Here is a 26,423-nt window from a genome sequence, read left to right as displayed (position 1 = left end):
GCCGGAAGGCCGAGTGAATTCGAGCATTTGCGGGAAGAGGCTGGATCCCCGAACTCATCACCGGAAGGACTCACGGTGTCGCTCAGAGGGGAACCTGCTCGCGGGGTCGTCCTCCCGCATGGAGTGGGAGCAGGCCTGGGGTTGGCCTGCTCGCCACCGGTCAGCGACTGCGTTTCAGCCCACCTTCGCCAGTGGCGGCGGCGCGGCCAGCACGGCTGGCGTGGGCACGGTGTAGCCCACGGCCAGGAGGATCTCCGCGATGGCGTCGCTGACGTTGGCCTGCGTGTCGTTGTACTCGGTGGGCTTGCAGAAGATGCACACCGCCAGGACGGGGCCCTGGAGCGTGAACTCCGCGATCTCCACCTGCGGCACGGGCTTCTCCTGGACGCCCTTCACCGTGACCATGCGATCCACCAGTGCCTGCTGGAGCACCGTCACGTCCACGCCATGCATCAGCGGCAACTTGACCGTCATCTTTCGGTACGGGTGGTGGCTGTAGTTGATGATGTTGTCGCTGAACATCTGGTTGTTGCCCACGGCGATCCGCACGTTGTCGGACGTGTCGAGCGTGGTGACGAACAGGCCGATCTCCTGGACGATGCCCACGACGCCGCCGGCTTCGATCTCCTCGCCCACGCGGAAGGGGCGTAGCACCAGCAGGAAGATGCCCGCGGCGAAGTTGGCCAGCAGCCCGGACCAGGCCGCGCCGATGGCGATACCCGCGGCGGCGATCAACGCGGCGAAGGACGTGGTCTCCACGCCCATCACCCCCAGGATGCCGACGATCAGCATCAACGTGAGCGTGCCGGTGAACAGCGAACCGACGTAGCGGATCAGCGTGGCGTCCAGCTGCCGCCGCTGCAGGCCCATGTCCAGCACCTTGCGGAAGCCGGCGATGATCGTCCGCCCGATGAACCAGATGAACAGCGCCCCAATGACCTTGAGCAGCAGCGGGAGCGCTTCGGTCAGGGCAAGTGACTTCAATTGAACGACGATTTCATCCATGGCTCGAACTCCCTTGACCCGGACCGGGTGTGCGCGTGCCTTTTGCACGGGACCGGCCGGGCCATGCAAGCCGGGTTGCCTTGAATCCACATTTTTCCAGGAGGGCCGTCCTGACCCGCCCGGGGTCGTGATGCCCGGGCCTTGCGTGGAGGGACCGAGAGGCCGACGTTGCGGCGCATGCGCCTGTTCCCGGTCGCGGTCTCGTTGTTCCTGAGTGCCTGCACGGCCTCCCGCGTCGCGGTGCCTCCGGCCCCGGGCGAGGAGGTGACGGTCTTCGTCCATGGGTACCGCGGGTCGTTCCTCGCGACGGCGGACGGCGAGCACGAGCGGGCCTGGGTGTCCGTGGGTGACGTGCTGACGCGCGGTGAGCGGTCGCTGGCGCTACCGTTTCCCGGGCAGCGGGCGACGCCGGGCTTCGGGCCGCTCGAGGCGGACGGACCGGTGACGCGCTTCACCGTGCTGCCGTGGGTGGCGCGCTACGACGTCTACAAGGGCTTCCTGGAGTTCGCGCGCGAGCGGCTGCCGGGCTTCATCGTCTTCGACTACGACTGGCGGCAGGACAACCGCGAGACGGCGAAGCGGCTGTGCGCGCTGCTGGATTCGCTCGCGGAGGCGCGGGGCGGCCGGGTGAAGGTGAACCTGGTGGCGCACAGCATGGGCGGGCTGATCACCCTGCACTGCCTGCGCTACGGCACCGGGGACGACACGGGCGAGCCCACGTGGGCGGGCGCCCGGCACGTGAAGCGCGTGGTGTTCCTGGGCACGCCGTTCCGGGGCGCGCCGGGCATGTTCGACGACTTCACCCTGGGCACGCCGGTGGGGCGCAACCGGGCGCTCCTGTCACCGGAGGCGCTCTTCACCTTCGCGTCCGCGTTCCAACTGCTGCCGGCGGAGAGCGACTTCTTCGTCGACGCGAGCGGCCAGCCGGTGACGTTCGATGCCTACCGACCGGACGCGTGGGTCGACGGCGGGTGGGGCGTGTTCCAGGACCCGGCGGTGCAAAAGCTGCCCGCGTATCGCCAGTGGCTGGAGCGCATGCTCAAGGCGCGCTCGGAGCTGGCGCGGGCCCTCGCCGAGAACGATGGACCGCCGCCGCCCTTCCGCACGCTGGCGGTGGTGGGCGTGGGGCATCCGTTGATCAAGTCGTTCCGGATCATCGACGGGAAGCCCACGTTCGAGGATCCGGTGCTCGCGGACGGAGATGGTTCGGTCCTGACGGCGCGGGCCTTGCCGCCGCCGCCGCTCCACGTGGACCGGCTGGAGACGCAGGCGGACCACGTGGGGATGATGGGCGACGAGGAGGTCCAGGAGGCTGTCGCGCGCTTCGTCACCGGCGACTGAGGCGGAGCGGCTCAGTCGCCCTGGATGGCGGCCTGCCAGTCGCCGTCCGCGGAGATGCCCACGCGCATGCCGATGTAGCTCTTCTCCTTGCGCATGTCGGTGATCATCGAGTCCGGATAGATGCCCTTGAGCAGGGCGAAGTCCGCCTCGGTGGCGCCTTCACGGAAGGCGGTGGGCCACCAGTAGAGATTGCCCTCCTGGTAGAAGGGGAGGTTGAGGACGTGGACCAGCCGCGCCAGCACCGGCTGCGGGCTGTCCTTCCACTCCTCCTGGATGCGCCAGGTGGTGGCCATGTCCTGGTCGGGGTCGTAGGAGAAGCGCACGCTCGGGCCCTTCTCGTCGCCCAGCTTCTGGAGGCCCGCGTAGTCGCACGCCACGGCGGCCTTGATGATGCGCTCGCGCATGGACGCCACGGCCGGGGGCAGGGGCTTCGCGGTGGGCTTGGGGATGGGGCTCAGCCGGCTCGCCGAGCACGACGCCGCGGCCGGGGCGCTCGGCTTGGAGGCAGGCGGGGCAGGGGGAGGGGCGGGCTTGGGCGGGGTGGGCATGGTCGGGCTCGGGGCAGGGGACGCCGCGGGCGTCCGGGGTGACTCCGTGCAGGCCAGGCAGGCGGCGAGGAGACAAGCGGATAGCAGGGGAGCGCGGTTCATGTCCCCGGGTCTAGTCCATGGCATGTCAGGATTGCGTGCTTGCGTCGTCTGGGGACTTCGGTTACTCCTCCGACACCGGAAAGTGGTTCTGCGCGATTAGCTCAGCTGGATAGAGCGTTGGCCTCCGGAGCCAAAGGCCGCAGGTTCGAATCCTGCATCGCGCGCTGTAAAGGCCCGGAATCACTGGGGAAAACCCAGGGATTCCGGGCCTTTGCTTTTGGGCCCTTCCCAGGTCCGTCCGAAGCGCGCCAGGCAGTGCCAGACCTTCTTGAGGGCCTGGGGATCCACCGACGCGTCCGCGCGCGCCCGTCCAATGATGAACGGCGTGAGGCGTTCATCGTCCGCGAGCTGCTCCGCGAGCCGGAGGATGTCTTCACCCCGGGAGCTCGCGTGAGGACGCAACTCGTCCAGTGTGACGGCATGGCCCGGATGCCATTCCACGCGGACGCCCAGCGCGAGAGCTTCATCCTCGATGGGGGTTCCCTGGTAGCTGGGGTCGAGCACCAGGGCCTCGATGTCCTCCGGAATCCGGAGGTTTCCATGGACGTGGGCCTCGACGTACCAGTCCAGCGGATCCTCGAAGGGCGTGGCCTCCGCCAGGCCAATCAGCGCCATCCGCTCGGAGGTCCCGAAGCACGTGGGCTCGAAGACGCTGTCCGGGAAGCAGAAGCTGGAGCGGTCCAGCGCTGCCTCCGTCAGCCGGAAGTAGCTGGAGCCGAAGCGCGGCGAACCGCCATGGGCATCGCCGCGGAAGTTCAGCGAGCCGTACTTGGGGCGCTCGCTGCCGTGGCGCGTGTCATAGAAGCCATTGAACAGACGGCTCTCCCACCGCCAGCGGGCTCCGTCGGGAAACGCCGTGAGGCCGCCGTTGCTCGTGCGCGTCTCGAACTGGGAGCGGTACCGGCCGTCCCGCCGCATCGCGGTCAGGATGCCGTCTCCCTCGAAGAGGACATCCGGATGGAAGTGCAGGGTGACCCGGAGCTGGCGATCCATGGGGCCGCCCCGGGCCTGCTGGTGGACATGCTCCAGGGCGGGATGACGCGAACGCATGTCCCGCTCAGACGCCCGTCACCTGACGGATGAACGCGAGCATCCGCGAACACGTCGTGTCCAGGTCCATGTGCGCCTCGGCCATGCGGCGGGCCTCCAGTCCCATGGCCTCCAGTGTAGCCGGGCGCTGCACCAGCGCGTCCAACATGTGCGCCAGCGCCGTGTAGTCCCCCGCCGGCACGATGCGCCCGTCCACGCCGTCGCGCACCAGCTCGCCCACGCCGCCCGCGGGCGTCGACACCACCGCCAGGCCCGCGGCCTTCGCCTCCGCGATGGCCCAGGACGACATGTCCGCCATCGTCGGCAACACGAAGAGGTCCGCCGCCTGCGCCAGGCCAATCAGCTCCGGCGAGTTCGGCTGTACGCCCACGTGGACGCGCACTCCCGGCGGCGCCTCGAAGGGCGTGGTCGTCACCAGGTCCAACCGCCAGTTCCTCCGCCGCGTCTCCCGCGCCCAGCGCAAGAGCAGCTGGCCGCCCTTGCGCCCCAGGTCGCCTCCCACGAAGAGCAGCCGCACCACGCCGTCCCGGGGCTTCTTCTCCGGCGCGGGGCGCCACAGCGTCGTGTCCACGCTGGGCCACACGACATGCACGCTCGCGCCGGGCACGCCGTACTCCTCCACCAGCGAGCGCTTGGTGTACTCCGAGAAGGACAGCATCCCCTTCGCGATGGCGTACGTGCGCCGGTGCAGCACGTTCTTCGCCCGGCCCAGCCAGCCCGCGTGCTGCGTGCGCAGGCCGTAGTAGCGCAGGTATTCCTCCAGCCCGCTGGGCGTCGCGTCCGTGGAGATGACGCTCGGCACGCGGCGCATGAAGTCGTGCGACAGGTGCGCCAGCCGCTGCGTGTGCACCACCGCGGCCCGCACCGGCTCCCGCGAGGAGGCCTGGTTCAGCGCGACGCGGGCCCGCAGCCCTCCGCGCATCGACAGCCGCGAGCGCACCATGGGCAGGTACTCCCAGAGGTCATCCGCGTGTTCGTCGATGGGCAGCCACACCGGCGTGATGTCGGTGCGACGCCCCATGGCCCGCTTGAGGTTGTCCAGGAACACCGCGTTGCCGAGCGTCGTCTCGATGACGAACGCGATGCGTGGGGCTGAGGACTGCATCCGCTGCGCGCGCCTCCCCAGGGCCGGGGTGCCCCTCCCGGGCATATAGGTGCCCGGTGCGGCATCACCAACGGCACCCCAGGGCACCCGTCCGGATTCACACGAAGGGGAGGGACCGCTGTCACGCCTCCGACTGCACGGGCTGCTCCGGCAGGTGGAAGCGCACCTCGCGCACTCGGCGCGGCGACGCCTCCACCACCTCCAGCACCGTGCCGTCCGGCATGGTCAGCTTCGTGCCCGGCTCCGGGATGGCGCCTCCCGCGAGCGCGATGCACAGGCCCGCGACGGTGGAGTAGTCCTCGCTCTCCTCCAGCTCCAGCCCCAGCGCGCGATTCACCTCGCGCAGGCTCGCCTCGCCCTGCACCACCGCGAGGGTGGGACCCTCGCGCCGCACCAGCACCTCCGGCGTCTCGGACTCGCTGAGGATGTCCCCCACGAGCTCCTCCACCAGGTCCTCCACCGTCACCAGCCCCACCACGCCGCCGTGCTCATCCACCACCACCGCCAGCTGCATCCGCCGGCGCTGCAGCTCCTTCATCGCCGCGATGGCGCGCATGGACTCCACCAGGAACAGCGGCGGGCGCAGCACGTCCTCCAGGACGATGAGGTTCCCCTCCCAGGCCACGCCAAGGAGGTCCTTGGCCACGATGTAGCCCACCACGTTGTCGATGGTGCCCTCGTACACCGGCATCCGCGAGTGCCCGTGCTCCAGCAGCACCTGGCGGATCTCCTCGTTGCTCGAGTGCCGGCGCAGCGCGACGATGTGCTCGCGCGTCACCATCACCTCGCCCAGCGTCAAATCCCCCAGCTCGAAGGCCCGCGACGCAATCTCCCCCGCGCGCGGATCCAACGTGCCCTGCTTCGACGCCTCCTCCACCAGCTGCATCAGCTCGTCCGGCGACAGGCGCGACTCGGAGAAGTTCGTCTTGTCCCCGAAGAGCTTCAGCACCACGTTGGAGCTCGCGGTGAGGAACCACACCAGGGGCCGCATCACCCACGACAACGCCTTGAGCGGCCGGCCCAGCGTCAGCGCGTACTGTTCGGAGTAGCGCAGCGCCAGGGACTTGGGCACCAGCTCCCCCAGCACCAGCGACAGGTACGACACCAGCGCGACCACCAGCGCGAACGCGACCTGGCTCGCCGTGGCCTCCGGCACGCCCAGCCCCGCCAGCACCCCCGCCAGCCGCTGCGCGATGCTCGCGCCGCCGAAGGCCGCCGCCGTGGAGCCAATCACCGTGATGCCAATCTGCACCGTGGCGAGCAGCCGCTCCGGATCATCCCGCAGCGCCGCGACGGCCTTCGCGGACTTGCTGCCCTGCTCCAGGAGCTCCTTCAGCCGCGTCTTGCGCACGGACAGCAGGCCCAGCTCGGCGCCCGCGAAGACGCCATTGGCCAGGACCAGCAAGAGGATGATGACGAGCTCCGTGACGATGGCGGACCTCCCGGCTGGACCCACCCCGCCTCTTGGAGGCGGGTGACGCCTCCAGTCCTACACCCCCAGCGATTGCAGGAGGAGCGACAATTGGTCGCGACTCGCTCCCTTGGGCAAGTAGTAGTGGGGACCGGACATGAGTGCGCTGCCCACATCCTGCGCAGCCGCGGAGGTGAGGAAGACGATGCGCGGGTTGGTGGACGCGCGTGGCAGCTTCTCCACCACCTCCAGGCCGCTCATCCCTGGCATGTTCAGGTCCAGCAGCATGACGCCGAAGCGCTCGCCCCGCCGCAGCGAGTCGAGCGCCTCCTGTCCGTCCGCTGCCTCGGTGGTCTCATAGCCGAGGTCCTCCAGGCTCACCCGGAGGAACTCCCTCCAGTCCGCGTCGTCATCCACGACCAGGACCTTCCGAGCCCCATCATCCAGCGCGAGTCGCCCCAAGCATCCTCCTGACTTGAGGAGAACCTTCCGGGGCCCCGCTGGCATTCGCGGCACTTGTACTCAGGGACAGCCTCCAGCAGGCAGCCGGGCAGGCCCTAGAACAGCGCCATGCCCAGCTGTCCCACCAGGTACTGGAGGGCGGGCCTGACGTTGTGGACCGCCGTGCGCGGCTTCGCGGGCTCCGACGCCTGGCACCACGCGGGCTCACCCACCAGCTGGCCGGCCATGTGGCTGAAGACGCGGAAGCGGCCCAGGTCCGTGCTGCTGCCCGAGTTGTAGATGCGCAAGGAGCGCTCGCCCGGGGTGCCCAGGTCCGCCTCGCTGGGGATGTGCCGGTGGCCGTGCAGCACCAGGTCCGCCCTGCCCCCCACGCGCTCCAGCAGTCGGCTTCCCAACGCGAGCTCCGACGCGTGGGGCAGCCCGAACTTCGTGGCGACCCACTCCGGGAAGCTCTCCAGCGGCAGCGGCATCACGTGGTGGTGCAGCAGCACCGCGACCAGCGTGTCCTTCGGCGCCTGCACCAGCGCGCGGTCCACTTCCTCCACGACGCCTTCCGTCAGTTCGCCGTGGCTGTGGAAATAGTTGCGGTTGTGCTCACCGGTGGAGTCCACGCAGACCAGGAAGAGGCCCGCCTTCTCCACCGTGTGGACCTTGCGTCCCTCCATGAAGGCGCTGCCCACATCCTCGCCGGGCCGGTCATGGTTGCCGGGGATGAAGGTGAGGCGTCCGGTCTCCATCCAGGGAGAGAAGTGTTCACGGAAGCGCTGGAACTCGGCGTGGGAGCCGCGGTGCGTGAGGTCTCCCGTCACCACCACGTGATCCACCTCCTGCGCCGTCAGGGCCTTCACCAATGAGGACGCGGATGCATCGCTCTCGCGGCTCATGTCCAGGTGAAGATCCGAAAGATGCGCCAGCTTCAGGGAGGGCATGTTGAAGGAGATAGGCATCGACTCTTCGAGCGGCGAGGGTTGCTGTACGAAGGTTCGTCAAAAGTTGGGCCAGCGTCGTTCACCCCACCCCGTTGCTGGGGATCCACTCCGTCGCGGGAGTGCCACGAGCACGCATCGGCACCAGGCGCGTGCCTGACACCACGCGCAACCGCGTGCCGCGCCAGTCCACCGTGCGCCTGAACGCGCCGTGCCACCATGCGGCGAAGAGCAGCGCGTCCTTCACCAGCACCGCGGGCACCGCGCGCAAGGAAACCGGCTGGGGCCGCAGCGAGCGGAACACCGCCACGTCCACCCAGACCTTGCCCAGCGCCACCGCCAGCGCCGCCAGGCCCGTGAGCGCGGACGGGTGGATCAACGCACCCAGCACCGCGAGCGGAGCCGGGTTGAGGAGCGCCTGCGCCATGTACGTCGAGGGCGATACCGCTGTGCGGTGGATGACGCTCCAGCGCAGGTAGCGCTGGAAGAAGGCGTCCACGCTCTTGCGCAGGGACACGTTGAAGACAGGGGCGTGCGCCAGCACCACGCGCTTGCCCAGCTTGCGCGTCACCCACTGGCCAATGACGTAGTCCTCCGCCAGCACGTCCTTCACGGAGAAGAAGCCGCCCAGCGACTCCACGTCCTCGCGGCGCAGCGCCATGGACTTGCCCACCACGATGTCGCGGTCCGCCACGTGCTTCGCGGCGATCATCCCCGCCGCCGCGCTGGAGGACAGGTGCAGGTTGTCCAGGAGCGAACCGAAGCTCTTCTCACCCACCCCCGCCACCGGGTGCGTCACGCAGCCCACCGTGGGGTCCTCGAAGGCGGCGGCGATCTCCTCCAGGTAGCCGTCCCCCACGCGGGTGTTGCTGTCGCTCACCACCCACAGGTCGAACCGGGCCTCGGACGACAGCGTCACCAGCTGGTTCACCTTGGGGTTGAGGCCGGGCTCGCCCTCCTGGAGCACCACGCGCATGACGTGGGGCCACTTCGCCTGCGCCGCCCGCGCCACCGCCCAGGCCGGGTCGCGCGTGTCCTTCACACCCAGCAGCACTTCGTAGTGGGGGTAGGGCAGCCGCGCGAACTGAGCGAGGTTGGCTTCCAGGTCGTCATCCACGCCGCACAGCGGCTTGAGGATGGACAGGCCGGGCTTGTGCGTGGGGCCAGCGGGGACGGCGCGGCGGTGGCGGCGCACGAACAGCGCCTGGAGGAGGAGGGCCAGGAGGCCCACTGCGGACGCGGCCAGGAGGAGGCTGGAGGCGATGAGCATGTCGCCACCCTAGAGGTCCCACAAGGCGGGACCGGGGCGGCGGGGCGGCGGGACGGCCAACTCGCCGTGACACGTCGGTGAAGCCGCCTACTCCAGGTCGCGGCTTCGCGGGTGGCGCACGTCCTTGCCGCGCACCATGTAGATGACCATCTCCGCCACGTTGAGCGCGTGGTCGCCAATGCGCTCCAGGTGCTTCGCGATGAACATCAACGCCGTGGCCCGGCGGATGTTGCGCGAGTCCTCCATCATGTACGCCAGGAGCTCGTTGAAGATTTTAAGGAAGAGGGCATCCAGCAGGTCGTCACCCTTGAGGACGTCCTCCGCCTTGGCCGCGTCCCCGGACACAAACGCGTCCAGGGCCTTCTTCACCTGCTGTTGCGCCAGCTCCGCCAGCTTCGGCGTGTCCACGTACGGCGCCAGCGGCGGCGCCTGGTTCAGGTCCATGGCGCGCTCGGCGATGTTCACCGCCAGGTCGCCAATGCGCTCCAGGTCGGTGACGATTTTGAGCGCCGTGGTGATGAGGCGCAAATCCGAGGCGGCCGGCTGGCGCAGCGCGAGGATGCGGCGGCACAGGTCGTCGATGTCGACCTCCAGCCGGTTCACTTCGCGGTCCGCCCCTACCACCTGCTCCGCCAGCGCCGAGTCGCGGTCGGTGAGGGCGCGGGTGCTCTGGGAGATGAGGGCCTCCACCTTGGCCCCCATGGCGAGCAGCTTTTCGCGCAGGTTGCGCAGGTCCTGCTCGAATGCCTTGTCGGTGTGCGTGGCCGCCATGTCGTCCTGTTCCGTCGCGCGGGAGGGCTTCAGCCGAACTTCCCGGTGACGTAGTCCTCCGTGCGCTTCTCGTGGGGGTTGGTGAAGATCTGCTCCGTGGGACCGCACTCCACCAATTCCCCCATGTAGAAGAAAGCCGTCCGGTCGCTCACGCGCGCGGCCTGTTGCATGTTGTGGGTCACGATGGCGATGGTGTACGTGGCCTTGAGCTCGTGGATGAGCTCTTCGATCTTCGCCGTGGCGATGGGATCCAACGCGGACGCGGGCTCGTCCATCAGCAGCACCTCCGGCTCCACCGCCAGCGCGCGCGCGATGCACAGGCGCTGCTGTTGACCGCCGGACAGGCCCAGGGCGCTTTCCTCCATCCGGTCCTTCACCTCGTCCCACAGCGCCGCGCCGCGCAGGGACTTCTCCACCCGGGCGGCCAGCTTCGCCTTGTCCTTGAGGCCGCCCACGCGCAGGCCATAGGCGACGTTCTCGAAGATGGACTTGGGGAAGGGGTTGGACTTCTGGAACACCATGCCCACGCGACGGCGCAGGTCCACCACGTCCAGGGCGCGGTCGTGGATGCTGCGGCCGTCCAGGAACACGCTGCCGTCGTGGTTCGCGCCCGGGATGAGGTCGTTCATCCGGTTGAGCGAGCGCAGGAAGGTGGACTTGCCGCAGCCGGACGGGCCGATGAGCGCCGTCACCTTGTGCTCGAGGATGGCCAGGCTCACCTGCTTGATGGCCACCTTGCTGCCGTAGCGCAGGGTGAGCTCGCGGGCTTCCATCTTGTTGCGCGGCGTGGCGGAGGAGAGGGGCATGGGATGAGCGTCAGTGGCCGGCCGCGGCCTTGCGGCGCGTGCGCGTGCGGATGAGGACCGCGACGAGGTTCAGGGCGAAGGTGAGCAGCAGCAGCACCAGCACCGTCGCGTACAGCAGCGGGCGGGTGGCCTCCACGTCCGGCGACTGCGTGGCCAGCACGTAGGTGTGGTAGCCCAGGTGCATGAACTGCGAGTTCAGGCTCGTGGGCAGGTCCGGCAGGAAGTACGCCGCGCCGGTGAAGAGGATGGGGGCCACTTCCCCCGCGCCACGGGAGACGGCCAGCACCGCGCCGGTGAGGATGCCCGGCAGCGCGCCCGGCAGCACCACCCGCGCCAGCGTCTGCGACTGGGTGGCCCCCAGCGCGAGGCTCGCGGTGCGCTGCTCCTGAGGCACGGCGCGCAGCGCCTCTTCCGTGGACACGATGACGACGGGCAGGGTGAGCACCGCCAGCGTGAGCGACGCCCAGAGGATGCCCGGCTGGGCCCAGTGCAGCTCCTCGTAGCCCAGCGCGTGGTCCAGGCCCTTGCCCACGAAGAGGATGAAGAAGCCCAGGCCGAAGAGGCCGAACACGATGGACGGCACGCCCGCCAGGTTCGCCACCGCCACGCGCACCGCGCGGGCCAGGAAGCTGGAGGGCGGTGCGTACTCGTGCAGGTACACCGCTGTCAGGACACCCACCGGCATCACCGCCAGGGTCATGAGCAGCGTGAGCGCCGCGGTGCCGAAGAGGGCGGGGAAGATGCCGCCGCCCATCATCCCGTCCGTGGGCGCCTGGGAGAGGAACTGCCAGGACAGGTGGCTCCATCCGCCCCGGACGACGTCCAGGAGGATGAGGGCGAGCATCGCCACCATGACAAACGCGGCCAGCCCCGTGAGGGACACGAGCGACAGGCCCACGACCTTGCGTGTGGCGTGCTTCACCCCGCACCTCCCTTGAGCCGCTGGATGACCTTCTTCGTCCACACCCCCGCGAGCATGTTCAGCACGAAGGTGAAGATGAACAGCTCCACGCCAATGAAGAAGAGCAGCGCGTAGTGCGGGCTGCCCACCACCACCTCGCCCATCTCCGCGGCGATGGTGGCGGACAGCGAGCGCACGGAGTCGCCCAGGTTCCAGGACACGATGGCCGCGTTGCCGGAGGCCATGAGGACGATCATCGTCTCGCCGATGGCGCGCCCGAAGCCCAGCACGCACGCGGCGAGGATGCCGGGGGCCGCCGCCGGGAGCACCACCTTCCACGCGGTCTCCCAGGGCGTGGCGCCCAGCGCCAGGGACGCCTCCCGGTAGCTGCGCGGCACGGCGGTGAGCGCGTCCTCCGTCACCGTGAAGATGACCGGCACGATGGCCAGCGCCAGGCCCAGGCCCGCCACCACGGCATTGAGCCGGGACGTGAAGCCGAACGCCTCCTGGAGGAAGGAGGCCATCACCATCAGCGCGAAGAAGCCCAGCACCACGGACGGGATGCCGGCGAGCAGCTCGATGGTGGGCTTGAGCACCTCACGCAGGCGGCGCGGGGCGAACTCCGCGGCGAACAGCGCGCCGAAGATGCCCAGGGGCACGGCCACCAGCATGGACACGGCCGTCGTCTTCAGCGTGCCAATGAAGAGCGGAATCATGCTGACCTTGGGCACGTTGGACACCGGCTGCCACACGTAGCCCAGGGGCTTTCCCTTCCGCACCATCTGCGGGAGGAACATCTTGGAGAAGCTGGCCTCCTCGCGCGCCGCCGCGTCGGTCACGAGCGTCAGGGCCTCCTTCGCCACGAAGACGAGGATGAGCACCAGCGCGGCGATGCCCGTGAAGGCCACCGCCGTGATGAGGCCGGCGATGGCCTTCTCCTTCAGCTGGCGCCGGCGTGCCGCGGGCGACAGCATGGGCAGCGCCACTGGGGGCGCGAGGTCCTGCTCCTGCATGACGGCCTGTCTATCCAACATGGGAACCCCGCGCCGGGTGACAATCGCGTGACGCCAACTACTTCACAGGGAAGTAGCCGACCTGGGTGACGATGGCCTGGCCCTCGGCGGACAGCGCGAAGTCGATGAACGCCTTCACCTCGCCCGCGGGCGCCTTGCCCAGGTAGAAGAACAGGTCGCGCGACAGCGGGTACTTGCCGCTCTTCACGTTCTCCGCGCTAGGGGCGAAGGTCTCGTTGCCCTTCTTCACCTTCAGCTCCTTGATGCCCTTGCCGTAGGCGGCGCCGCCGTAGCCGATGCCGTTCTTCTCCTTGGCCACCGCGTTGACCACCGCGGCCGTGCCGGGGAGCGTCTGCGCCTCCGGGGCGAAGTCCTCGCCGCCCAGCACGTGGTCCTTCACGAAGACGTAGGTGCCGGAGGAGTTCTCACGCGAGTACGGGACGATGGGGGCGTCCTGCCCGCCCACGTCCTTCCAGTTCGTCGTGTCGCCCAGGTAGATGGCCTTGAGCTGCTCCGCCGAGAGCGCCTCCACCTTGTTGGTGTCGTTGACGTAGAAGGTGACGCCGTCCCTGGCCACGGACAGCGCGGTGGGCGGCGTGTTGTTGCGGGCGCGGATCTTCGCGGCTTCCGCCTCCTTGATCTCCCGGCTGGACATGGCGATGTCGGTGGTGCCGTTCTGCAGGGCCGCCAGGCCCGTGCCGGAGCCGCCGCCCGTCACTTGAATCTTCGTGGCGGGGTTCTTCTTCATGAACGCCTCCGCCCAGCGCTGGGCGAGGATGACCATGGTGTCCGAGCCCTTCACCGTCACCGTGCCTGCCTGGGCGGTCAGCGGGAGGACGGCGAGCCCGAAGGCGACGAAGCTTGAGAGCAGAGTCTTCTTCATGAGGTGTCTCCTCCCCGAAGGGTGTCGAGGCCACGTGACGATCTATGGACCCGATGTGGCCGTTTGACGGCCCTTGCGTGACAAATGGGTAACGGTAGCGGGCCCCTGGTTACCCGGCTGCCGGGTCCACGATGCGATAGCCCACACCGCGCACCGTCTCCAGGAGGGCGCGGGCAGGGCCCAGCTTGTCGCGCAGGCGCATCACGTGCGTGTCGATGGTGCGCGTCTCCAGCGCGCTGGACAGTCCCCAGACCTGCTCCAGCAACTGTTCGCGGGTCTGCACCCGGCCCAGCCGGGCCATGAGGTACTCCAGCAGGCGGAACTCCAGCGCGGTGAGGGGCGTCTCCTTCTCCTCCACGAAGAAGCGGTGCTGGGTGACGTCCAGGCGCAGGGGGCCCAGCGCCAGGGGTGGGTTGCCCTCCTGGGGCGAGGACGCGCGCCGGAGGATGGCCTTGAGCCGGAGCACCAGCTCGCGCACGGAGAAGGGCTTGACGACGTAGTCGTCCGCGCCGACCTCGAAGCCTCGGATGCGGTCCGCCTCCTCGCTCTTCGCGGTGAGCATGACGATGAGCACGTCACGCAGGCGGGGGTTGGCGCGCAGGTGGCGGCAGACCTCGATGCCGGACAGGTCCGGCAGCATCAGGTCCAGCAGCACCACGTCCGGGGTCTGCTCCCGCGCGGCGGTGAGCGCCGCCTCCCCGGTGAAGGCCACGCGGGTGGTGAAGCCCGCGCCGCGCAGGTTGAAGTCGATGAGCTCCGCTAGGTCGCGCTCGTCGTCGACGATGAGTACGTGGGACATGGCGGGCACGTACTGTGCGCGCATCGCTTCGCGCCTACGTGACGCGCCGGCAACAAGTGCGTCACGTCCGTCACGGGAAGGTGTGCGCGAAATACGACGGGCGCGGACGGGCCCCGGGGAGAAGGGGGACGGGGCCGTCCGCGCCGCTTGTCCTCGCCCGGGTTGCGCGAGGCCACCTTCGGCGTGCGGTCCAGCGCATCCGCGCCGTGGCCGCCGCCATTCTTTCTGTTGGGCACCCCCCGCATGGCGGCGTCCACGCCGCGCGGCTCATGGGCTTGAGGCGCGGGGGACGGCGGACGTCAGACGGCGGCTGCTTCGTCCAGGCCACCGCGGCGCGGCAGCTGTTTGCGGCGCAGCGCGATGCCCTGCTCATCCGGAGCGTCAGGCGGGGCCACGGAGGCCACGCCGCGCAACGCGGGCTGGAGCGAGGCAAGGAACGCGGCCAGGCCGCATCCGGTGGGGACCGGTTCGATGAACAGGCCGCCCGAACGGCGGTGCTTCTCCGCGAAGACCTTGATGCCAACGTCGGCACGGTGGTGGTCTTCCTCGAAGGGGCCCTGGTTGGCCTGCCCCTGGCTCATCGGGACGATGGGCGTGAAGGGCTTCGAAGGCGCCATCACCCCGGGCAGGACCCCGAGTCCGATGACGACCAGTGCCATCAGCAGCAGCTTCAGCAGGCTGCTCACGCGTGCCACGACCGACGCGCGCGCGTGCCCCAGGCCGTTTCCGGCGCCGGGAACCGCGAGGGCTGTGGCCTGGGAAAAACGCATGTCTCGCTGGAGCACGAACATCCTGACGGAGCGTGTACTCCTGCATGCGACGGGGGTGCTTCGCAAGCCCCCGTACGGGGAAACCGCATCTTTCCAAACCCGCGAGGGTGATCACGGGCGCCGCAGGGAACGCCCCGGCGCCGCCATCCACTGCAGGGTGAATTCGCCCCCTTCGGGCCGCAGGGCGACCGCGCAGCCCTTGCGGAGCTTGTCCGGCAGGGCATGACCCAGCGCGAGCGCGGCGGCGCGCTCCAGCGAGGGATTGTGTCCCACCAGCGCCCAGCCCGGGCCCACGTCGCGCGCCAGCTTGAGCACGTGGCGGGCCGCGCCCTTCATGGGGACGAGCGCGGGGTGGACCTCCACGTGGGACAGGCCGAGCGCGTCCGCGAGCAGCTCCGCGGTCTGCACCGCGCGCACCAGGGGGCTGGTGATGACGCCCATGAGCGGCGTGAGGCGCGTGAGCTTCTTCGCGTGCTGACGGAAGGCGGCGCGGCCCTGGGGAGTGAGGGCACGGGCCTCGTCGCCCAGGGCGTGGGAGTCCTCGGCCACGGCGTGGCGCACGAGGAGGAGGGGCAGATCGCGTTCGGCCATGGGCGCGCGTTGTAGTGCGTTTCGCGCCCGTGGGGATGTGACGAACGGGTGGACTGCTGAGTGGACTACTCCACACCGCCCAGGAGGAAGGCGATCAGGAGCAGCGCGAGCACGCCGGTGGTGATGGCGGCGAAGGCGCGGTCCCTCTGCGCGCGGAAGATGCCCAGGGACAGGGCCACGCGCAGCACGGGCACGGTGATCATCACCAGGAGCCCCGCCATCACGAAGGACTGGCCGCGCACGGCCATGACACCCTCGAAGACGTCCGTCAGCTGGTGCGGCGCGTCGTCCGGCGAGGTGAGGCGCTGGAGCGCGTCCGAGGACGAGAAGTAGTCCGGGTGCCGGAAGAAGGTCATCACCATGCCGCACACGACGAGCGACAGGCTGAGCAGCACGCCGCCGCGCAACAGCTGGCTGATGAGCAGCTCCGGCGTGAGCGGCACCACCTCCTGCTCCGTGACGGCGGTGGTGGTGGCTGCCGTCTCCCGAGGAGACGGACGTTCGGCGGATTCCAAGCTCATCCGTGGATTCCCTTGGACAGCATCTCGTAGGACACCCACAGCAGCACGGCCACGAAGAGCCTGCGCAGGGAGCCGCTCTTGAGCTTCGTGAGGTAGCGCGAGCCCGCGAACGCGCCCAGCGTGACGCCCACGCAGACGGGGCCGGCGATGAACGGGTCGATGTCGCCGCGCGCGAAGTAGATGCCCGCGCTGGCCGCCGCCGTGACGCCAATCATGAAGTTGCTGGTGGCGGTGGAGACCTTGATGGGCAGCCCCATCGCCAGGTCCATGGCCGGCACCTTCAGCGCGCCGGAGCCGATGCCCAAGAGCCCGCTCACCGTGCCCGCGATGTACATGAGCCCCAGGCCCATGAGCGGCCGGTGCACGCGGTACGCCACCTCGCCGCCGGTGGACATGTCGTAGTAGCTGCCGTGCAGCGCGAGCCGGTCCGCGAGGGCATCCGGCGGCGGCTCTTCCCGGGGTCTGCCGTCCTCGCGCAGCTTGCGCAGCATCGCGAGCGCCGAATAGGCCATCACCGCGCCGAAGAGGAAGTACAGCGCGCGGCCACCCACCGCGCCCGCGAGCATCGCGCCCGTGACGGCGCCCGCCACGGTGGCCAGCTCCAGGAACATGGCCACGCGCATGTTGGCCAGACCGTCGCGCACGTACGCCGCCGCCGCGCCGCTGGACGTGGCGATGACGGACACGATGGAGGCGCCCACCGCGTAGCGGATGTCCACCTTGAGCACGAGCGTGAGGACGGGGATGAGGATGAGGCCACCGCCCAGGCCCAGCAGCGAACCCAGCAGGCCCGCTCCAATGGAGACGCACAGCACGATGGCGACGAAGTTGAACGGAGTGGCATCCACGGCGGCGGCCATCTTCCTCCCGGCCCTCCCGCATGCAAGCGCTTCACGCACAGCCCGCCTGGTTGCCCGCCCTGGACCGTCCCCCCAGTGCGAGCGGACGGTGGGCCTTCAACGTTGCCGGGGCGCGTCGGACGGCTTCGTGTCGTGTGACGGAGGCGTGTCCGGGGGCTGCGGCATGGGCCAACCCTGGAAGAGCGGCCAGCCCCGGTAGGGATTGCCCCGGGTGGGTTCTTCCGTGGGTTCCGTTGGCTCCAGGCGCTGACCGGGGTGCGGTGGCGTGCGCAGCAGCACCCACGCCAGCACGACGCACAGCAGGCTCATCGCGACGATGCTCCACGCGCGCGTGCGGGGCTCCAGCTCCATCTAGAAGCGCCCCCGCTTGAGCAGGTCGCCCTTGGAGAGCGAACCCAGCAGGTGCCGTCGTCCGTCCACCACGGGCAGCCGATCCAACTCCGTGTGGCCGAACCGCGCGGCCACCTCCGCCAGGGACAGGTCCGGGGTGATGGGCTGCACACCGGTGTCCATCACGTCCGCGGCCACGGTGGCCTGGAGCAGCGAGTGGTCCGGCAGGTGGCCCTTGAGCGCGTCCAGGGTGATGACGCCCAGCAGGCGCCCCTCCGCGTCGGTGACGTAGAGGTCCGCGCCCGCGGGCTGCTCCAGCAGCAGCACCACCACCTCGTTGAAGGGCGCGGAGGGAGGCACCCGCTGCGTAGCCGGTGACAGCAGCGAGCGCACGCCTTCCTCGCGCAGCCAGTGCGGCACGGAGGCGGGCACACGCACGTCGCGCTTCGCGAGCACGGACGTGTAGAGCGACTCCGGCTCAAGCCGGCGGCTGACGACGGCGGCCACCACCGCGGCGAGCATCAGCGGGAGGATGAGGTCGTAGTCGCCGGTCATCTCGAAGATCATCAGCACCGCGGACACGGACGCATGCGTGGTGCCCGCGAGCACCGCGCCCATGCCGAGCAGCGCGTAGGCCCCGCTGGGCGCCGCGCCACCCGGAAGCGCCCGCTCCACCAGCATCCCGAACGCGCCGCCCAGGAGCGCGCCGAAGAAGAGGGACGGGGTGAAGAGCCCGCCCGGCACCCCCGCGCCCGCGCACAGCGACGTCACCGCCAGCTTCGCCAGCGGCAGGATGAGCAGCAGCGTGAGGGGCAGCGTCCCGTGCAGCGCCATGTTCACGGAGTCGTAGCCGTTGCCCATGAGGTACGGCCCGGCGATGGCGGTGGCGCCCACCACCGTCATGGCGACCAGCGGCATGAACGGGGTGAGCCACGACGGCAGCCTGTCCAACAGGTCCGACGTGAAGTTGATGCCGCGCACGTAGAGCGCGGAGGCCCCACCCACGAGCACGCCGAGCAGCAGCGCCAGCACCAGCTCCCGCGGGTGGGTGAGGGCGTAGTGGGGGATGACGTAGCTGGGGTGGTCCGCGATGAGGGTGCGCGACACGAGCGTCGCCACCACGCACGACACGACGATGGGACCGAAGAGCTCCAGCGCGAAGCTGCCCAGCAGGACCTCCAGGCCGAAGAGGGCCGCGCCGATGGGGACGTTGTACGCGGACGCGATGCCCGCCGAAGCACCGCACGCCACCAGCACGCGCGCCTGGCCCGGCCCCAGCCTCAGCCACCCGGACAGTGCGGACCCGCTGGCCGCGCCCGTCTGGAGGAGCGCGCCCTCGCGGCCCAGAGGCGCCCCCAGCGCCACCGCGAGGATGGACACGAAGCCGCGCAACAATGCGCGAGGGAAGGGCAGCCGGCCGGACTTCACCCAGATGGATTCGATGATGCCCGCGGTGCCGTGGCCTCGCAGGGGCTGGCCCACCACCAGCGACACCAGCGTCACCAGCGCGCCGCCCAGCACCGGCACCAGGAACCGGCGCCAGCCCGGCGACGCGAGCGCCCCCTCCAGGAAGTGCTCGGAGCTCGTCTGCCAGAACAGGTGCTGGGTGAAGCGCAGCACGGCGAGCAGCGCCACCGCGCCCAGGCCGGAGATGAGGCCCACGCCCACCACCAGCACCCAGAAGCGCCGCTCCTGTCCCAACAGGCCCCGGAGGATCCGCCGCAGCCAGGGCGAGGGCTCCCCCGTCCTCAGGTCGGGATGAACGGCTCCGGATGCGGGTTCGGGCATGGCCTCCACACCTGTCCAATGTACGGAGGCGGGAAGGGCCTTCCCGAGACCGCGCTCTGATTTCCGGCGGCTCCCGCCCGGCTGGCTGCCCCTCGGACGGGCTACCGGCCCGACGGGGTCCTGGCCGCCTTCCCCTGCGTGCTCTTCGCGGGCTGGCGCGCACCGGAGTCACGGGGTGGCGCGCTCGCGGGGGCCTGTCCCGCCGGCTCACCCGTGAGGCCCAGGTGGATGCCGGGCGGCGGAGGGTTCTTCAGCACGGACTCCGTGCGCGTCGCGGGCTCCGTGTCGTCCGGCGCGAAGCGGTCCGCCAGCTCCGCGACGGCGTCGCTCAGCTCGCGGTGCGCGACGATGGTGCGCTCCAGCGTCTTGCCCAGCCGGGCCGACGTGTCGAAGGTCTGCCGGGATTCGTCCGAGCCCGGCAGCGAGTCCTGGTACGAGAACGTCAGCGTCGCGTCCCGGCGCAGCGCATCCAGCAGGCGGGCCAGCTGCTGTTGCAGCTCCGCGTCCTGCTCCGCGCGAGGGCGCTCCAGCAGGCCCCGCTCGCCCCCGAACCAGACGCGCCCCACCTTCCCGAAGCCCTCGTCCGCGGAAGGAACGGGCAGGTCCTCCAGCACGAGCAGCGGGTGCACGCGGCGCGGGAAGTCCTGTTCATACAGCGCGAAGAGCAGGGTGCCGTCCGCGCGAGGGAACACCGCCGCGGTGCGCGAGCCGAAGGGGAAGAAGGGCGTGGCGGAGACCTCCGCGCGCTTCGCCACGCGGGCGCGGGCCAGCGCGTCCAGCGGCGTCGTGTCCTCCATGGCGCGCTTGGGCGTGCGGCGCAGGTTGTTCATCAGGTCGCGCGCCTGGTCGATGCCCACCACCACGTTGAGCGCGCTGCCTCGCGAGTAGCCCGCGTGGTAGACGCCCACCAGCTCGAACTCGCCCGTCTTGCAGGAGATGGCGAGCACGGGCGACCCCGAGTTGCCCTGCGACAGGAGCGCGTCGATGACGAAGTCGTCGTGGTACCACTCCTTGTACTCGTCGCGGTCGTAGGCGGAGATGACCTTGCCCATGTTGGTGGCGTTGAAGACGCCCAGCGGGAAGCCGCGCACGTCCACCACGTCGCGCTCGCGCACGGCGGCGCTCCGGCCCACCTTCCATGGCATCACCGTCAAGGGCGCCTTGGACTTGATGACGGCCAGGTCCAGCTGCGGATCCACCACCGCCTTGGACAACGGGATGTCATCGCGGTCGTAGTGGTCCGCCTCGTTCTCCACGATGCTCAGGGCGTCCTTCACGCGCTTGCAGCCGGAAGCCACGCCGTCCACCGGGCGCGCGTCGCTGGTGACGTCCGGCCACTCCACGACGTGCTCGTTGGTGAGCAGCAGCGTCTCCCCGGCCTGCTGCTTGTACGCGAACGCGGTGCCGTGCGCGGACACCGGCGTGCGCGTGCGGCGCACGTTGCCCTCCGCGCCGTAGGACAGGCACTCGTACACGGCGGTGCTGCGCACGCAGTACGTGTACTTCTTCTTCATCGCCTGCTCGAAGGCCCGCGCCTTGGGGGACAGCGCGGCGTAGCTGTCCGCGTATTCGCCTTCGCAGTACGGCGCGGGTGGTGGCGCTTCCACCGTGGGCGGCGGAGTCGCAGGGGGAGCCTCTGCTCCGGCGGCGGTCAGGGACACCGCCACCACCGACAGTCCGACCATCCACCCGACCATGGCCCCTCCCGCGTTGTCGTCGCCTCAGGTGTTGCTAAGTCCCGGCGCGCCCACGTGCATCTGTGCGTGCGGGAGGCCGAGCGGATTTCGTGGTGCGAAAAGCCCGCTGTCCGTCAGAAGTGACGGCGGGCCTGTCCATTCCCGGACGGGCCGGCCCTACGCACACGGTGGGCGTGGGCCTCACCCGTCCAGGTCGTTGAGCGCGTCGGGCGGCAGCGGCGAGGCGCCTGTCACCGTGCCGTCCAGGTCCAGGGGCAGCGTGGACGGATCGACCTCTGGCGGAGGGCTGTTCTCGAAGGGCGCGGCGACCGTGGGGCGAGCGCCACCTGTACCCGGAGGCGGACGCAGCACGGGCCCCGGAGGAGGCAGCCCCGAGTGCCGCCGCGCGGCCTCCATCAGGGCGTTGTGGTGGCGGTACCTTGCCTCCACGAGCTTGTGGATGAGCAGCGGCCCCCCGGGCACGCGGCGCGCGGTGAGGGCCTGGGTGGCCTTGCGCACCGGGTAGCGCACGCGGCGGATCTGCACGCGCCAGCCCTTGGGGGTGAAGGTGAAGACGCCGTAGGCGGGGCGCAGGTCGCCGTCGCGAGGAATGCCGGCGCTGGCCACGTCCGCGATGAGCATCCGGCCCACGCGCCGGCGGTAGGGGAAGTGCAGGTGCCCGAAGGCGCACGCGGCCGCGTCCAGGTGCGTGAAGAAGCGGCGCACCGCGACGTCGTCCAGCGTGGGGTCCAGCGACTCCTCCAGGTTTCGGGGATTCGCGTGGCAGATGAACAGGTCCTGTCCCTTGCGCGGCGTGTAGCGCAGGGAGAAGGGCATCTGTCCCAGCTGGTGGAGCAGCGTGTCGCCCAGCTGGTCGCGCGTCCAGCGCAACAGCTCCGTCTTCCAGTGGTCGCGCTCGCGGTACGCACCGCCCAGGTAGTTGCCGGCGAGGTACGCGTCCGTGTTGCCCATGATGAGGGCGTGGCACTTGCTGAAGAGCAGCTCCACCGTCTCGCGCGGGTGCGCGCCGCGCAGGGCCAGGTCTCCGGCCGCGACGATGTAATCCGGCGCCACCGATTTGGTGATGTCGTCCAGCACGGCCTCGCAGGCCGGAAGGTTCCCGTGAATGTCCGCGAGGATGGCGACCCGCATGGCCGCCCCCATCCTAGCCCGTCGCCGCCGTCGGGCCAGCCGCCGCGGGTAGAAAAATGACGAAGGTACTGCCCGCGTTCGGCTGGCTCTCCACCTTCACCTCGCCATTCATCGCGCCCATCAGGTGCTTCACGATGGAAAGGCCCAGTCCCGTCCCCCCCATGTCCCGGCTGCGGCCCTTGTCCACCCGGTAGAATCGCTCGAAAATCCGGGAAAGATGCTTGGGCTCGATTCCCACGCCTGTGTCGCGCACGCGCACGACACACCGGCCGGCCTCGTACGCTCCGTCCACGTCCACCCTGCCGCCCGCGGGCGTGTACTTCACCGCGTTGTCGAGCAGGTTGAGGAGCACCTGCTCGATGGCTCGCCCATCCCCCATGGCCACCAGCTCCGGCGGCACGTGCAGCCCGATTTGCTGGTTCTTGCCCTCGGCCTTGGGGCGCACGCCCTCCGCGGCGCGGGAGACGGCCAGGGCCAGGGGCACCTCCGTGCGCTGGAAGGTCATCTCGCGCGCCTCCAGGCGGGAGAGCTCCAGCAGGTCCTCCACCAGCTCGGAGAGGCGCTCGGACTGACGGTGGATGATCTCCACCATCTTCGGCGCCACCTGGGTGTCCTGGAGCGCGCCGCCCTGGAGCGTCTCCGCGTAGCCGCGGATGGCGGTGATGGGCGTGCGCAGCTCGTGGGAGACGTTGGCCACGAAGTCCTTGCGCACCTTCTCCAGCCGGCGCAGCTCCGTGACGTCGTGGAAGACGGCGGCGCTGCCGGGCAAATCCCGCCCCACGGGCGTCACGCGCACGGCCAGGGTGCGGGAGTACAGCCCCTCGAGCGTCAGCTCCAGCCGCGTGGAGGCGCCCTCATGGCAGGCGCGGGCCACCGCGTCATTGAGGGCCTCGTTGCGGATGAGCGCGAGCGGCCGCTGGCCCACGATGGCGCCGTTGGCGGGCAGGAGCATCTCCGCGAGCGCGTCGTTGTGGCGCACCACGGTGCCCTCCGCGTCCGTCACCCAGAGCCCCTCCGCCATGCCATCCAGCACGGCGGTGAGGATGCGCGCTTCCTGATTGAGCGCGGCGGCGCGCATGGACAGCTTGTCGTCCAGCGTGTCGATGGCGTCTTCCAGCTGCGCCAGGTCGTCCGTGCGCTCCAGGCCCGCGGGCGGCGCCACGTCCACGCCCGCCGCCAGCGACTGCGTCTTCTGGGTCAGCGCGCGAAGCTGGCGCTCCATGGCCACGCGGCTGGTGCCCAGGGCCAGCGCGGAGCCCGCCAGCGTGACGAGCCCCGCGGCGAGCGCGCCCGCCGGGTGCCCGAAGAGCACGAGCAGCGTCGCGACCAGCAGGGGAGGAACGAGCAGGGCCAGGAGCGTGAAGCGCAGGGGCATGGCGGCCTCACGGAGGGCTGAGCTTGTAGCCCACGCCGCGCACGGTCTCGATGATGTCGCCCGCGGGGCCCAGCTTCTCGCGCAGGCGCTTGATGTGCGTGTCCACGGTGCGCGTGTGGATTTCGGCCTGGATGCCCCAGACGTCGGACAGGAGCACCTCGCGCGTCTGCACGCGGTCGCTTCGCTCCAAAAGCGTGCGCAGCAGGCGGAACTCCAGCGCGGTGAGGATGATCTCCTCGCCCTTCACCCGCACCTGGTGGCGCGACGTGTCCAGGCTGATGTCGCCCGCGGCCAGCACCGCGGCGGGGCCTTCCTCCGCGTCCGCGCGGCGCAGCACGGCCTTCACGCGCAAGAGCAATTCGCGCACGGAGAAGGGCTTCACCACGTAGTCGTCCGCGCCCAGCTCCAGCCCCTGGATGCGGTCGGCCTCCTGGCCCTTGGCGCTGACGATGACGACCGCGGCCTTCTTCAGCTCCGCGTCGCTCTTGAGCATGCGCAAGACTTCACCGCCCGCCACGTCCGGCAGCATCAAGTCCAACAGCACCAGGTCCGGAGGGTGGGCCCGCGCCCGGGCCAGTCCCCCCGCGCCGGTGTTCGCCGTGTCCGTTTCGAAGCCCGCCGCGCGGAGGTTGTAGTCGACGAGTCCGGCCAGGTCCTGCTCGTCCTCGATGATGAGGATGCGCGCCATGAAGGTGCTCCCGCGAAGGGATGGAATGCGTGGCGTCCCGTAACAGATTCGTTCCGGCACGCCCGGGACATCCATGTGACATCCATGCACCATGTCCGCCCGCCTCCCCGCCAGGGGGCCAGCGCTTGGGGCGTCAGCGCGGAAACACCGGGTCGCAGGACTGCGCGGTCAGCTCGATGGGAGCCGCCACGAGGGTCGCGTTGGTGCCGGAGTTCACCACGCGCAGGTAGTTGCAGGAACTGCCCAGGAAGCGGGTGGGCGTGTCGGCCGTCAGCGCCTCGATGACGAGCGCGTAGTCGCGGCCCACCGGCACGTCCACCGAGAGCCCCATGGCCGCGCCACCGGGGGCCGAGGCGAAGCGCAGCGTGCGCCCCGTGTTGCCGTCCACGTCCTTCAACTCCAGCAGGTCGTCCGGGGACACCTGGGAGGACAGGCAGGTGCGCTGCAGCTCCGTGCAGTTGCGCTTCGTGCCGTCCTTCAGCACCGCCACCTGGTAGGCGCCCACCTGACTGGCGACGGCGCGGCTCAAGGTGATGTTCAGGCCCAGCGGCAGGGCCTCCGGCGCGGCGTCCGGGCCGCAGCCGGAGAGCAGCGCGAGCATCAGCAGGGTGGGGCGTCTCATGGCGCGGCGTCCTCCACGCGGATGGTGATGGGCACCCGGCCGCGCTCCTCCGAAGAGGACAGGGCCACCACGCCGGCCGTGCCCCCAATGGCCACCGCGCCCACGGCCACCCAGAGCCAGGGGCTCTTGTACCAGGGGCGGCTCATCCCTTCCGTCAGGGCCGTGGCGGGCGCGGACCGCGACGCCACCTGGAAGAGGAGCGGATGGAACGGGTCCCCGCGTCCGGCGAGCCGCCGCTGCGCCGCGTCCACGACCTCGAAGTAGTACTCCACCTCATAGGGCGTGGACTCCACCGGCAGCTCGTACGCGGGCAGCACCGCGACGTAGTGCTCGGCCCGGGAGCGGTCTCGCACGAAGTCCACCGACGAGAAGCCCTGCGCCCCGGCGCGCCGGTAGAAGAGCCGGGCCCGTGCGCCCAGGGCCATGTCCCGGAGGACGGCATCCACCTCCACGCGGTCTCCTGGCGCCGGGTCCGGGATGGGGTCCACCTCCAGGGTGACGGGGTGGACGCGGCGGTGGCGCAGGTCCTCCTTCAGCTTCGCGAAGAGGCCGCGGACCTTCGGCGGCGCGGAGCGGGACAGCTCGAAGTCCGGCCGGGCCTGGAGCAGCTTCTCGTACGCCCCGCGCGCCAGGGCCTCGTCGCCCAGGTAGAGGGCGGTGAGCCCCTGCAGGCGGTAGAGCTCCACCAGCTCGTCGTCCGTGACGTCGGGCGCATCCAGCCCGCCCTGCACCACGCCCAGGGCCTCCTGGAAGCGGCCGGCCTCCAGCAGCTCCTTCGCGGAGTCGATGGCGGGGTTCGTCGGGCCCAGTTGGAAGAGGAGGGGGGACGGGGGAGGGGGCACACGGGCCTGCGCCGGCAGGGCGAGCGTCAGCCCGAGCCCCCAGACGCAGAGTGCGCCCCGCCAACCTCGGGCGGGGGTGCGCATCAGATGGAAAGCTAGCAGAGCGGTGTTAAGTGGATCCACGCGGCACGGCTCGCGAGTCCAACCCGGCGTGTTGACTGAAGGGGGGAGTCCCTCTATGTTGCGCGCCCTTTTGCCGGGAAGCCTTGTAGATGGTCGTAAAGATTGAACAAATCAAAGAAGCGGGGCTGACGCTCGACGAGCCCATCGCTCCTGGCCTCCTCAAGGAGGCCCTGGAAGGCCCGGGGTCCGGCGAGGACACCGGCTTTCAGGCGACCGCTCCGTCCACGCTCCACGCCACCCTGCGCAAGCTCAGCGGCGGCGTGCTGCTGAAGGGCAACTTCACCGTCCACTTGGGCGCGCCCTGCAAGCGCTGCCTCGCGGACGTGAAGCTGGACCTGCCCGTGTCCTTCACCATCAACCTGGTGCCGGAGTCCCTGGCCCGGGGGGATGACTTCAAGGACGACGACGAGAAGGTCATGGAGAAGAAGGAACGCACCCAGGGTGAATCCGGGGGCACCTTCGAACTGGACGACACGGACGAGCAGGTTTTCAATGGCAAGACGATCGATCTGGATCCGATCGTCCGGGAACAGGTATTGCTCGCGCTCCCGATGAGCGCGGTCTGTCGGGAAGACTGCCAGGGGCTCTGCTCGCAATGCGGCCAGAACCTCAATGAAAAGAAGTGCGGCTGCGAGCCGAAGGTCGTGGACCCTCGACTGTCGCCGCTGAAGAACATCAAGCTGAACTGACGG

At 70.0% G+C, this 26,423-nt stretch carries 28 protein-coding genes and 1 tRNA gene; 3 read left to right on the top strand and 26 right to left on the bottom strand.

Annotated features, from left to right (window positions below):
* Positions 1-174 precede the first annotated feature (174 nt).
* Positions 175-1,005 (bottom strand): mechanosensitive ion channel family protein, encoded by an 831-nt coding sequence (locus D7X30_RS37390; RefSeq protein WP_120567758.1) that lies wholly within the window; start codon positions 1,003-1,005, stop codon positions 175-177.
* A gap of 177 nt (positions 1,006-1,182) precedes the next feature.
* Here D7X30_RS37390 and D7X30_RS37385 point away from each other — a divergent pair, with 177 nt between their 5' ends.
* On the top strand, positions 1,183-2,346 hold the full coding sequence (locus D7X30_RS37385) for an alpha/beta fold hydrolase (protein WP_120567757.1): 1,164 nt from the start codon (positions 1,183-1,185) through the stop codon (positions 2,344-2,346).
* 11 nt (positions 2,347-2,357) lie between these two features.
* Here the strand turns inward: D7X30_RS37385 and D7X30_RS37380 are convergent, their stop codons facing one another.
* A complete protein-coding gene (locus D7X30_RS37380; RefSeq protein ID WP_120567756.1) occupies positions 2,358-2,894 on the bottom strand; it encodes a hypothetical protein in 537 nt (178 codons plus the stop codon).
* 192 nt (positions 2,895-3,086) lie between these two features.
* Here D7X30_RS37380 and D7X30_RS37375 point away from each other — a divergent pair.
* Positions 3,087-3,160 (top strand) — tRNA-Arg (locus D7X30_RS37375).
* A 16-nt stretch (positions 3,161-3,176) separates the two neighbouring features.
* Here the strand turns inward: D7X30_RS37375 and D7X30_RS37370 are convergent.
* The 24 genes from D7X30_RS37370 to D7X30_RS37255 all read right to left on the bottom strand — a co-directional run bounded on the left by D7X30_RS37370 (position 3,177) and on the right by D7X30_RS37255 (position 25,692).
* On the bottom strand, positions 3,177-4,046 hold the full coding sequence (locus D7X30_RS37370; RefSeq protein WP_120567755.1) for a DUF3626 domain-containing protein: 870 nt from the start codon (positions 4,044-4,046) through the stop codon (positions 3,177-3,179).
* Between the two features lie 7 nt (positions 4,047-4,053).
* Positions 4,054-5,151, bottom strand: a complete 1,098-nt coding sequence (locus D7X30_RS37365) for a glycosyltransferase family 4 protein (protein ID WP_120567754.1) — start codon at positions 5,149-5,151, stop codon at positions 4,054-4,056.
* Positions 5,152-5,272: 121 nt separating this feature from the next.
* Positions 5,273-6,556: a hemolysin family protein gene (locus D7X30_RS37360; protein ID WP_120567766.1), complete on the bottom strand. Its 1,284-nt coding sequence runs from the start codon at positions 6,554-6,556 to the stop codon at positions 5,273-5,275.
* 84 nt (positions 6,557-6,640) lie between these two features.
* The gene (locus tag D7X30_RS37355) at positions 6,641-7,024 is read right to left on the bottom strand and encodes a response regulator (RefSeq protein WP_120567753.1); all 384 of its coding nucleotides are present in this window, start codon (positions 7,022-7,024) and stop codon (positions 6,641-6,643) included.
* 95 nt (positions 7,025-7,119) lie between these two features.
* The gene (locus tag D7X30_RS37350) at positions 7,120-7,971 is read right to left on the bottom strand and encodes a metallophosphoesterase (protein ID WP_120567752.1); all 852 of its coding nucleotides are present in this window, start codon (positions 7,969-7,971) and stop codon (positions 7,120-7,122) included.
* 61 nt (positions 7,972-8,032) lie between these two features.
* Positions 8,033-9,220: a ceramide glucosyltransferase gene (locus D7X30_RS37345; protein WP_120567751.1), complete on the bottom strand. Its 1,188-nt coding sequence runs from the start codon at positions 9,218-9,220 to the stop codon at positions 8,033-8,035.
* Positions 9,221-9,307: 87 nt separating this feature from the next.
* The gene (gene phoU / locus D7X30_RS37340; RefSeq protein ID WP_120567750.1) at positions 9,308-9,991 is read right to left on the bottom strand and encodes a phosphate signaling complex protein PhoU; all 684 of its coding nucleotides are present in this window, start codon (positions 9,989-9,991) and stop codon (positions 9,308-9,310) included.
* Positions 9,992-10,020: 29 nt separating this feature from the next.
* Positions 10,021-10,764, bottom strand: coding sequence for a phosphate ABC transporter ATP-binding protein PstB (pstB, locus tag D7X30_RS37335; RefSeq protein WP_233592040.1), 744 nt, complete (start codon positions 10,762-10,764; stop codon positions 10,021-10,023).
* Between the two features lie 43 nt (positions 10,765-10,807).
* Positions 10,808-11,719, bottom strand: a complete 912-nt coding sequence (pstA, locus tag D7X30_RS37330) for a phosphate ABC transporter permease PstA (RefSeq protein ID WP_120567748.1) — start codon at positions 11,717-11,719, stop codon at positions 10,808-10,810.
* Complete coding sequence (gene pstC / locus D7X30_RS37325; RefSeq protein WP_199724659.1) at positions 11,716-12,711, bottom strand: phosphate ABC transporter permease subunit PstC; 996 nt, start codon at positions 12,709-12,711, stop codon at positions 11,716-11,718. Before pstC ends, pstA begins: the two co-directional genes overlap by 4 nt.
* 58 nt (positions 12,712-12,769) lie before the next feature.
* The gene (locus D7X30_RS37320) at positions 12,770-13,594 is read right to left on the bottom strand and encodes a phosphate ABC transporter substrate-binding protein (protein WP_120567747.1); all 825 of its coding nucleotides are present in this window, start codon (positions 13,592-13,594) and stop codon (positions 12,770-12,772) included.
* A gap of 109 nt (positions 13,595-13,703) precedes the next feature.
* Positions 13,704-14,393 carry a response regulator gene (locus D7X30_RS37315; protein ID WP_120567764.1) on the bottom strand — a complete coding sequence of 230 codons (690 nt, stop codon included), beginning with the start codon at positions 14,391-14,393 and terminating at the stop codon, positions 13,704-13,706.
* A gap of 299 nt (positions 14,394-14,692) precedes the next feature.
* Complete coding sequence (locus D7X30_RS37310; RefSeq protein ID WP_147443412.1) at positions 14,693-15,079, bottom strand: hypothetical protein; 387 nt, start codon at positions 15,077-15,079, stop codon at positions 14,693-14,695.
* A 195-nt stretch (positions 15,080-15,274) separates the two neighbouring features.
* Entirely contained in the window at positions 15,275-15,754 is a 480-nt protein-coding gene (locus D7X30_RS37305) for a histidine phosphatase family protein (protein WP_120567745.1), read from the bottom strand.
* 65 nt (positions 15,755-15,819) lie between these two features.
* Entirely contained in the window at positions 15,820-16,275 is a 456-nt protein-coding gene (locus D7X30_RS37300; protein ID WP_120567744.1) for a DUF1634 domain-containing protein, read from the bottom strand.
* Positions 16,272-17,135, bottom strand: a complete 864-nt coding sequence (locus D7X30_RS37295) for a sulfite exporter TauE/SafE family protein (RefSeq protein ID WP_120567743.1) — start codon at positions 17,133-17,135, stop codon at positions 16,272-16,274. Before D7X30_RS37295 ends, D7X30_RS37300 begins: the two co-directional genes overlap by 4 nt.
* A gap of 96 nt (positions 17,136-17,231) precedes the next feature.
* Positions 17,232-17,486: a hypothetical protein gene (locus tag D7X30_RS37290; RefSeq protein ID WP_120567742.1), complete on the bottom strand. Its 255-nt coding sequence runs from the start codon at positions 17,484-17,486 to the stop codon at positions 17,232-17,234.
* Positions 17,487-19,253 carry a chloride channel protein gene (locus D7X30_RS37285; RefSeq protein ID WP_120567763.1) on the bottom strand — a complete coding sequence of 589 codons (1,767 nt, stop codon included), beginning with the start codon at positions 19,251-19,253 and terminating at the stop codon, positions 17,487-17,489. It lies immediately after the preceding gene.
* Between the two features lie 101 nt (positions 19,254-19,354).
* Complete coding sequence (locus tag D7X30_RS37280; protein WP_120567741.1) at positions 19,355-20,950, bottom strand: S1C family serine protease; 1,596 nt, start codon at positions 20,948-20,950, stop codon at positions 19,355-19,357.
* A gap of 180 nt (positions 20,951-21,130) precedes the next feature.
* Positions 21,131-22,081: a metallophosphoesterase gene (locus D7X30_RS37275; RefSeq protein WP_120567740.1), complete on the bottom strand. Its 951-nt coding sequence runs from the start codon at positions 22,079-22,081 to the stop codon at positions 21,131-21,133.
* 13 nt (positions 22,082-22,094) lie between these two features.
* Positions 22,095-23,456, bottom strand: a complete 1,362-nt coding sequence (locus D7X30_RS37270) for a cell wall metabolism sensor histidine kinase WalK (protein ID WP_120567739.1) — start codon at positions 23,454-23,456, stop codon at positions 22,095-22,097.
* Positions 23,457-23,463: 7 nt separating this feature from the next.
* Positions 23,464-24,144: a winged helix-turn-helix domain-containing protein gene (locus tag D7X30_RS37265; RefSeq protein WP_120567738.1), complete on the bottom strand. Its 681-nt coding sequence runs from the start codon at positions 24,142-24,144 to the stop codon at positions 23,464-23,466.
* A 133-nt stretch (positions 24,145-24,277) separates the two neighbouring features.
* Entirely contained in the window at positions 24,278-24,766 is a 489-nt protein-coding gene (locus D7X30_RS37260; protein WP_120567737.1) for a hypothetical protein, read from the bottom strand.
* Complete coding sequence (locus D7X30_RS37255) at positions 24,763-25,692, bottom strand: hypothetical protein (RefSeq protein ID WP_120567736.1); 930 nt, start codon at positions 25,690-25,692, stop codon at positions 24,763-24,765. Before D7X30_RS37255 ends, D7X30_RS37260 begins: the two co-directional genes overlap by 4 nt.
* A 128-nt stretch (positions 25,693-25,820) precedes the next feature.
* Here D7X30_RS37255 and D7X30_RS37250 point away from each other — a divergent pair, with 128 nt between their 5' ends.
* Positions 25,821-26,420 (top strand): DUF177 domain-containing protein, encoded by a 600-nt coding sequence (locus D7X30_RS37250; protein WP_120567735.1) that lies wholly within the window; start codon positions 25,821-25,823, stop codon positions 26,418-26,420.
* Positions 26,421-26,423 lie beyond the last annotated feature (3 nt).

It is taken from the genome of Corallococcus sp. AB011P (genome assembly GCF_003611605.1).
Classification (GTDB): Bacteria; Myxococcota; Myxococcia; order Myxococcales; family Myxococcaceae; genus Corallococcus; species Corallococcus coralloides.
The sequence above is the reverse complement of the archived record's forward strand: the minus strand, read 5'-3'. Positions and strand labels throughout refer to the sequence as shown.

What these genes read in the sequence shown, in the direction of transcription:
- D7X30_RS37390 (WP_120567758.1), bottom strand. Translation starts at nt 1,005, where the DNA reads ATGGATGAAATCGTCGTTCAATTGAAGTCACTTGCCCTGACCGAAGCG.
- D7X30_RS37385 (WP_120567757.1), top strand. Translation starts at nt 1,183, where the DNA reads ATGCGCCTGTTCCCGGTCGCGGTCTCGTTGTTCCTGAGTGCCTGCACG.
- D7X30_RS37380 (WP_120567756.1), bottom strand. Translation starts at nt 2,894, where the DNA reads ATGCCCACCCCGCCCAAGCCCGCCCCTCCCCCTGCCCCGCCTGCCTCC.
- D7X30_RS37370 (WP_120567755.1), bottom strand. Translation starts at nt 4,046, where the DNA reads ATGCGTTCGCGTCATCCCGCCCTGGAGCATGTCCACCAGCAGGCCCGG.
- D7X30_RS37365 (WP_120567754.1), bottom strand. Translation starts at nt 5,151, where the DNA reads ATGCAGTCCTCAGCCCCACGCATCGCGTTCGTCATCGAGACGACGCTC.
- D7X30_RS37350 (WP_120567752.1), bottom strand. Translation starts at nt 7,971, where the DNA reads ATGCCTATCTCCTTCAACATGCCCTCCCTGAAGCTGGCGCATCTTTCG.
- D7X30_RS37345 (WP_120567751.1), bottom strand. Translation starts at nt 9,220, where the DNA reads ATGCTCATCGCCTCCAGCCTCCTCCTGGCCGCGTCCGCAGTGGGCCTC.
- phoU (WP_120567750.1), bottom strand. Translation starts at nt 9,991, where the DNA reads ATGGCGGCCACGCACACCGACAAGGCATTCGAGCAGGACCTGCGCAAC.
- pstB (WP_233592040.1), bottom strand. Translation starts at nt 10,764, where the DNA reads ATGGAAGCCCGCGAGCTCACCCTGCGCTACGGCAGCAAGGTGGCCATC.
- pstC (WP_199724659.1), bottom strand. Translation starts at nt 12,711, where the DNA reads ATGCAGGAGCAGGACCTCGCGCCCCCAGTGGCGCTGCCCATGCTGTCG.
- D7X30_RS37320 (WP_120567747.1), bottom strand. Translation starts at nt 13,594, where the DNA reads ATGAAGAAGACTCTGCTCTCAAGCTTCGTCGCCTTCGGGCTCGCCGTC.
- D7X30_RS37315 (WP_120567764.1), bottom strand. Translation starts at nt 14,393, where the DNA reads ATGTCCCACGTACTCATCGTCGACGACGAGCGCGACCTAGCGGAGCTC.
- D7X30_RS37305 (WP_120567745.1), bottom strand. Translation starts at nt 15,754, where the DNA reads ATGGCCGAACGCGATCTGCCCCTCCTCCTCGTGCGCCACGCCGTGGCC.
- D7X30_RS37300 (WP_120567744.1), bottom strand. Translation starts at nt 16,275, where the DNA reads ATGAGCTTGGAATCCGCCGAACGTCCGTCTCCTCGGGAGACGGCAGCC.
- D7X30_RS37295 (WP_120567743.1), bottom strand. Translation starts at nt 17,135, where the DNA reads ATGGCCGCCGCCGTGGATGCCACTCCGTTCAACTTCGTCGCCATCGTG.
- D7X30_RS37290 (WP_120567742.1), bottom strand. Translation starts at nt 17,486, where the DNA reads ATGGAGCTGGAGCCCCGCACGCGCGCGTGGAGCATCGTCGCGATGAGC.
- D7X30_RS37285 (WP_120567763.1), bottom strand. Translation starts at nt 19,253, where the DNA reads ATGCCCGAACCCGCATCCGGAGCCGTTCATCCCGACCTGAGGACGGGG.
- D7X30_RS37280 (WP_120567741.1), bottom strand. Translation starts at nt 20,950, where the DNA reads ATGGTCGGGTGGATGGTCGGACTGTCGGTGGTGGCGGTGTCCCTGACC.
- D7X30_RS37275 (WP_120567740.1), bottom strand. Translation starts at nt 22,081, where the DNA reads ATGCGGGTCGCCATCCTCGCGGACATTCACGGGAACCTTCCGGCCTGC.
- D7X30_RS37270 (WP_120567739.1), bottom strand. Translation starts at nt 23,456, where the DNA reads ATGCCCCTGCGCTTCACGCTCCTGGCCCTGCTCGTTCCTCCCCTGCTG.
- D7X30_RS37265 (WP_120567738.1), bottom strand. Translation starts at nt 24,144, where the DNA reads ATGGCGCGCATCCTCATCATCGAGGACGAGCAGGACCTGGCCGGACTC.
- D7X30_RS37260 (WP_120567737.1), bottom strand. Translation starts at nt 24,766, where the DNA reads ATGAGACGCCCCACCCTGCTGATGCTCGCGCTGCTCTCCGGCTGCGGC.
- D7X30_RS37255 (WP_120567736.1), bottom strand. Translation starts at nt 25,692, where the DNA reads ATGCGCACCCCCGCCCGAGGTTGGCGGGGCGCACTCTGCGTCTGGGGG.
- D7X30_RS37250 (WP_120567735.1), top strand. Translation starts at nt 25,821, where the DNA reads ATGGTCGTAAAGATTGAACAAATCAAAGAAGCGGGGCTGACGCTCGAC.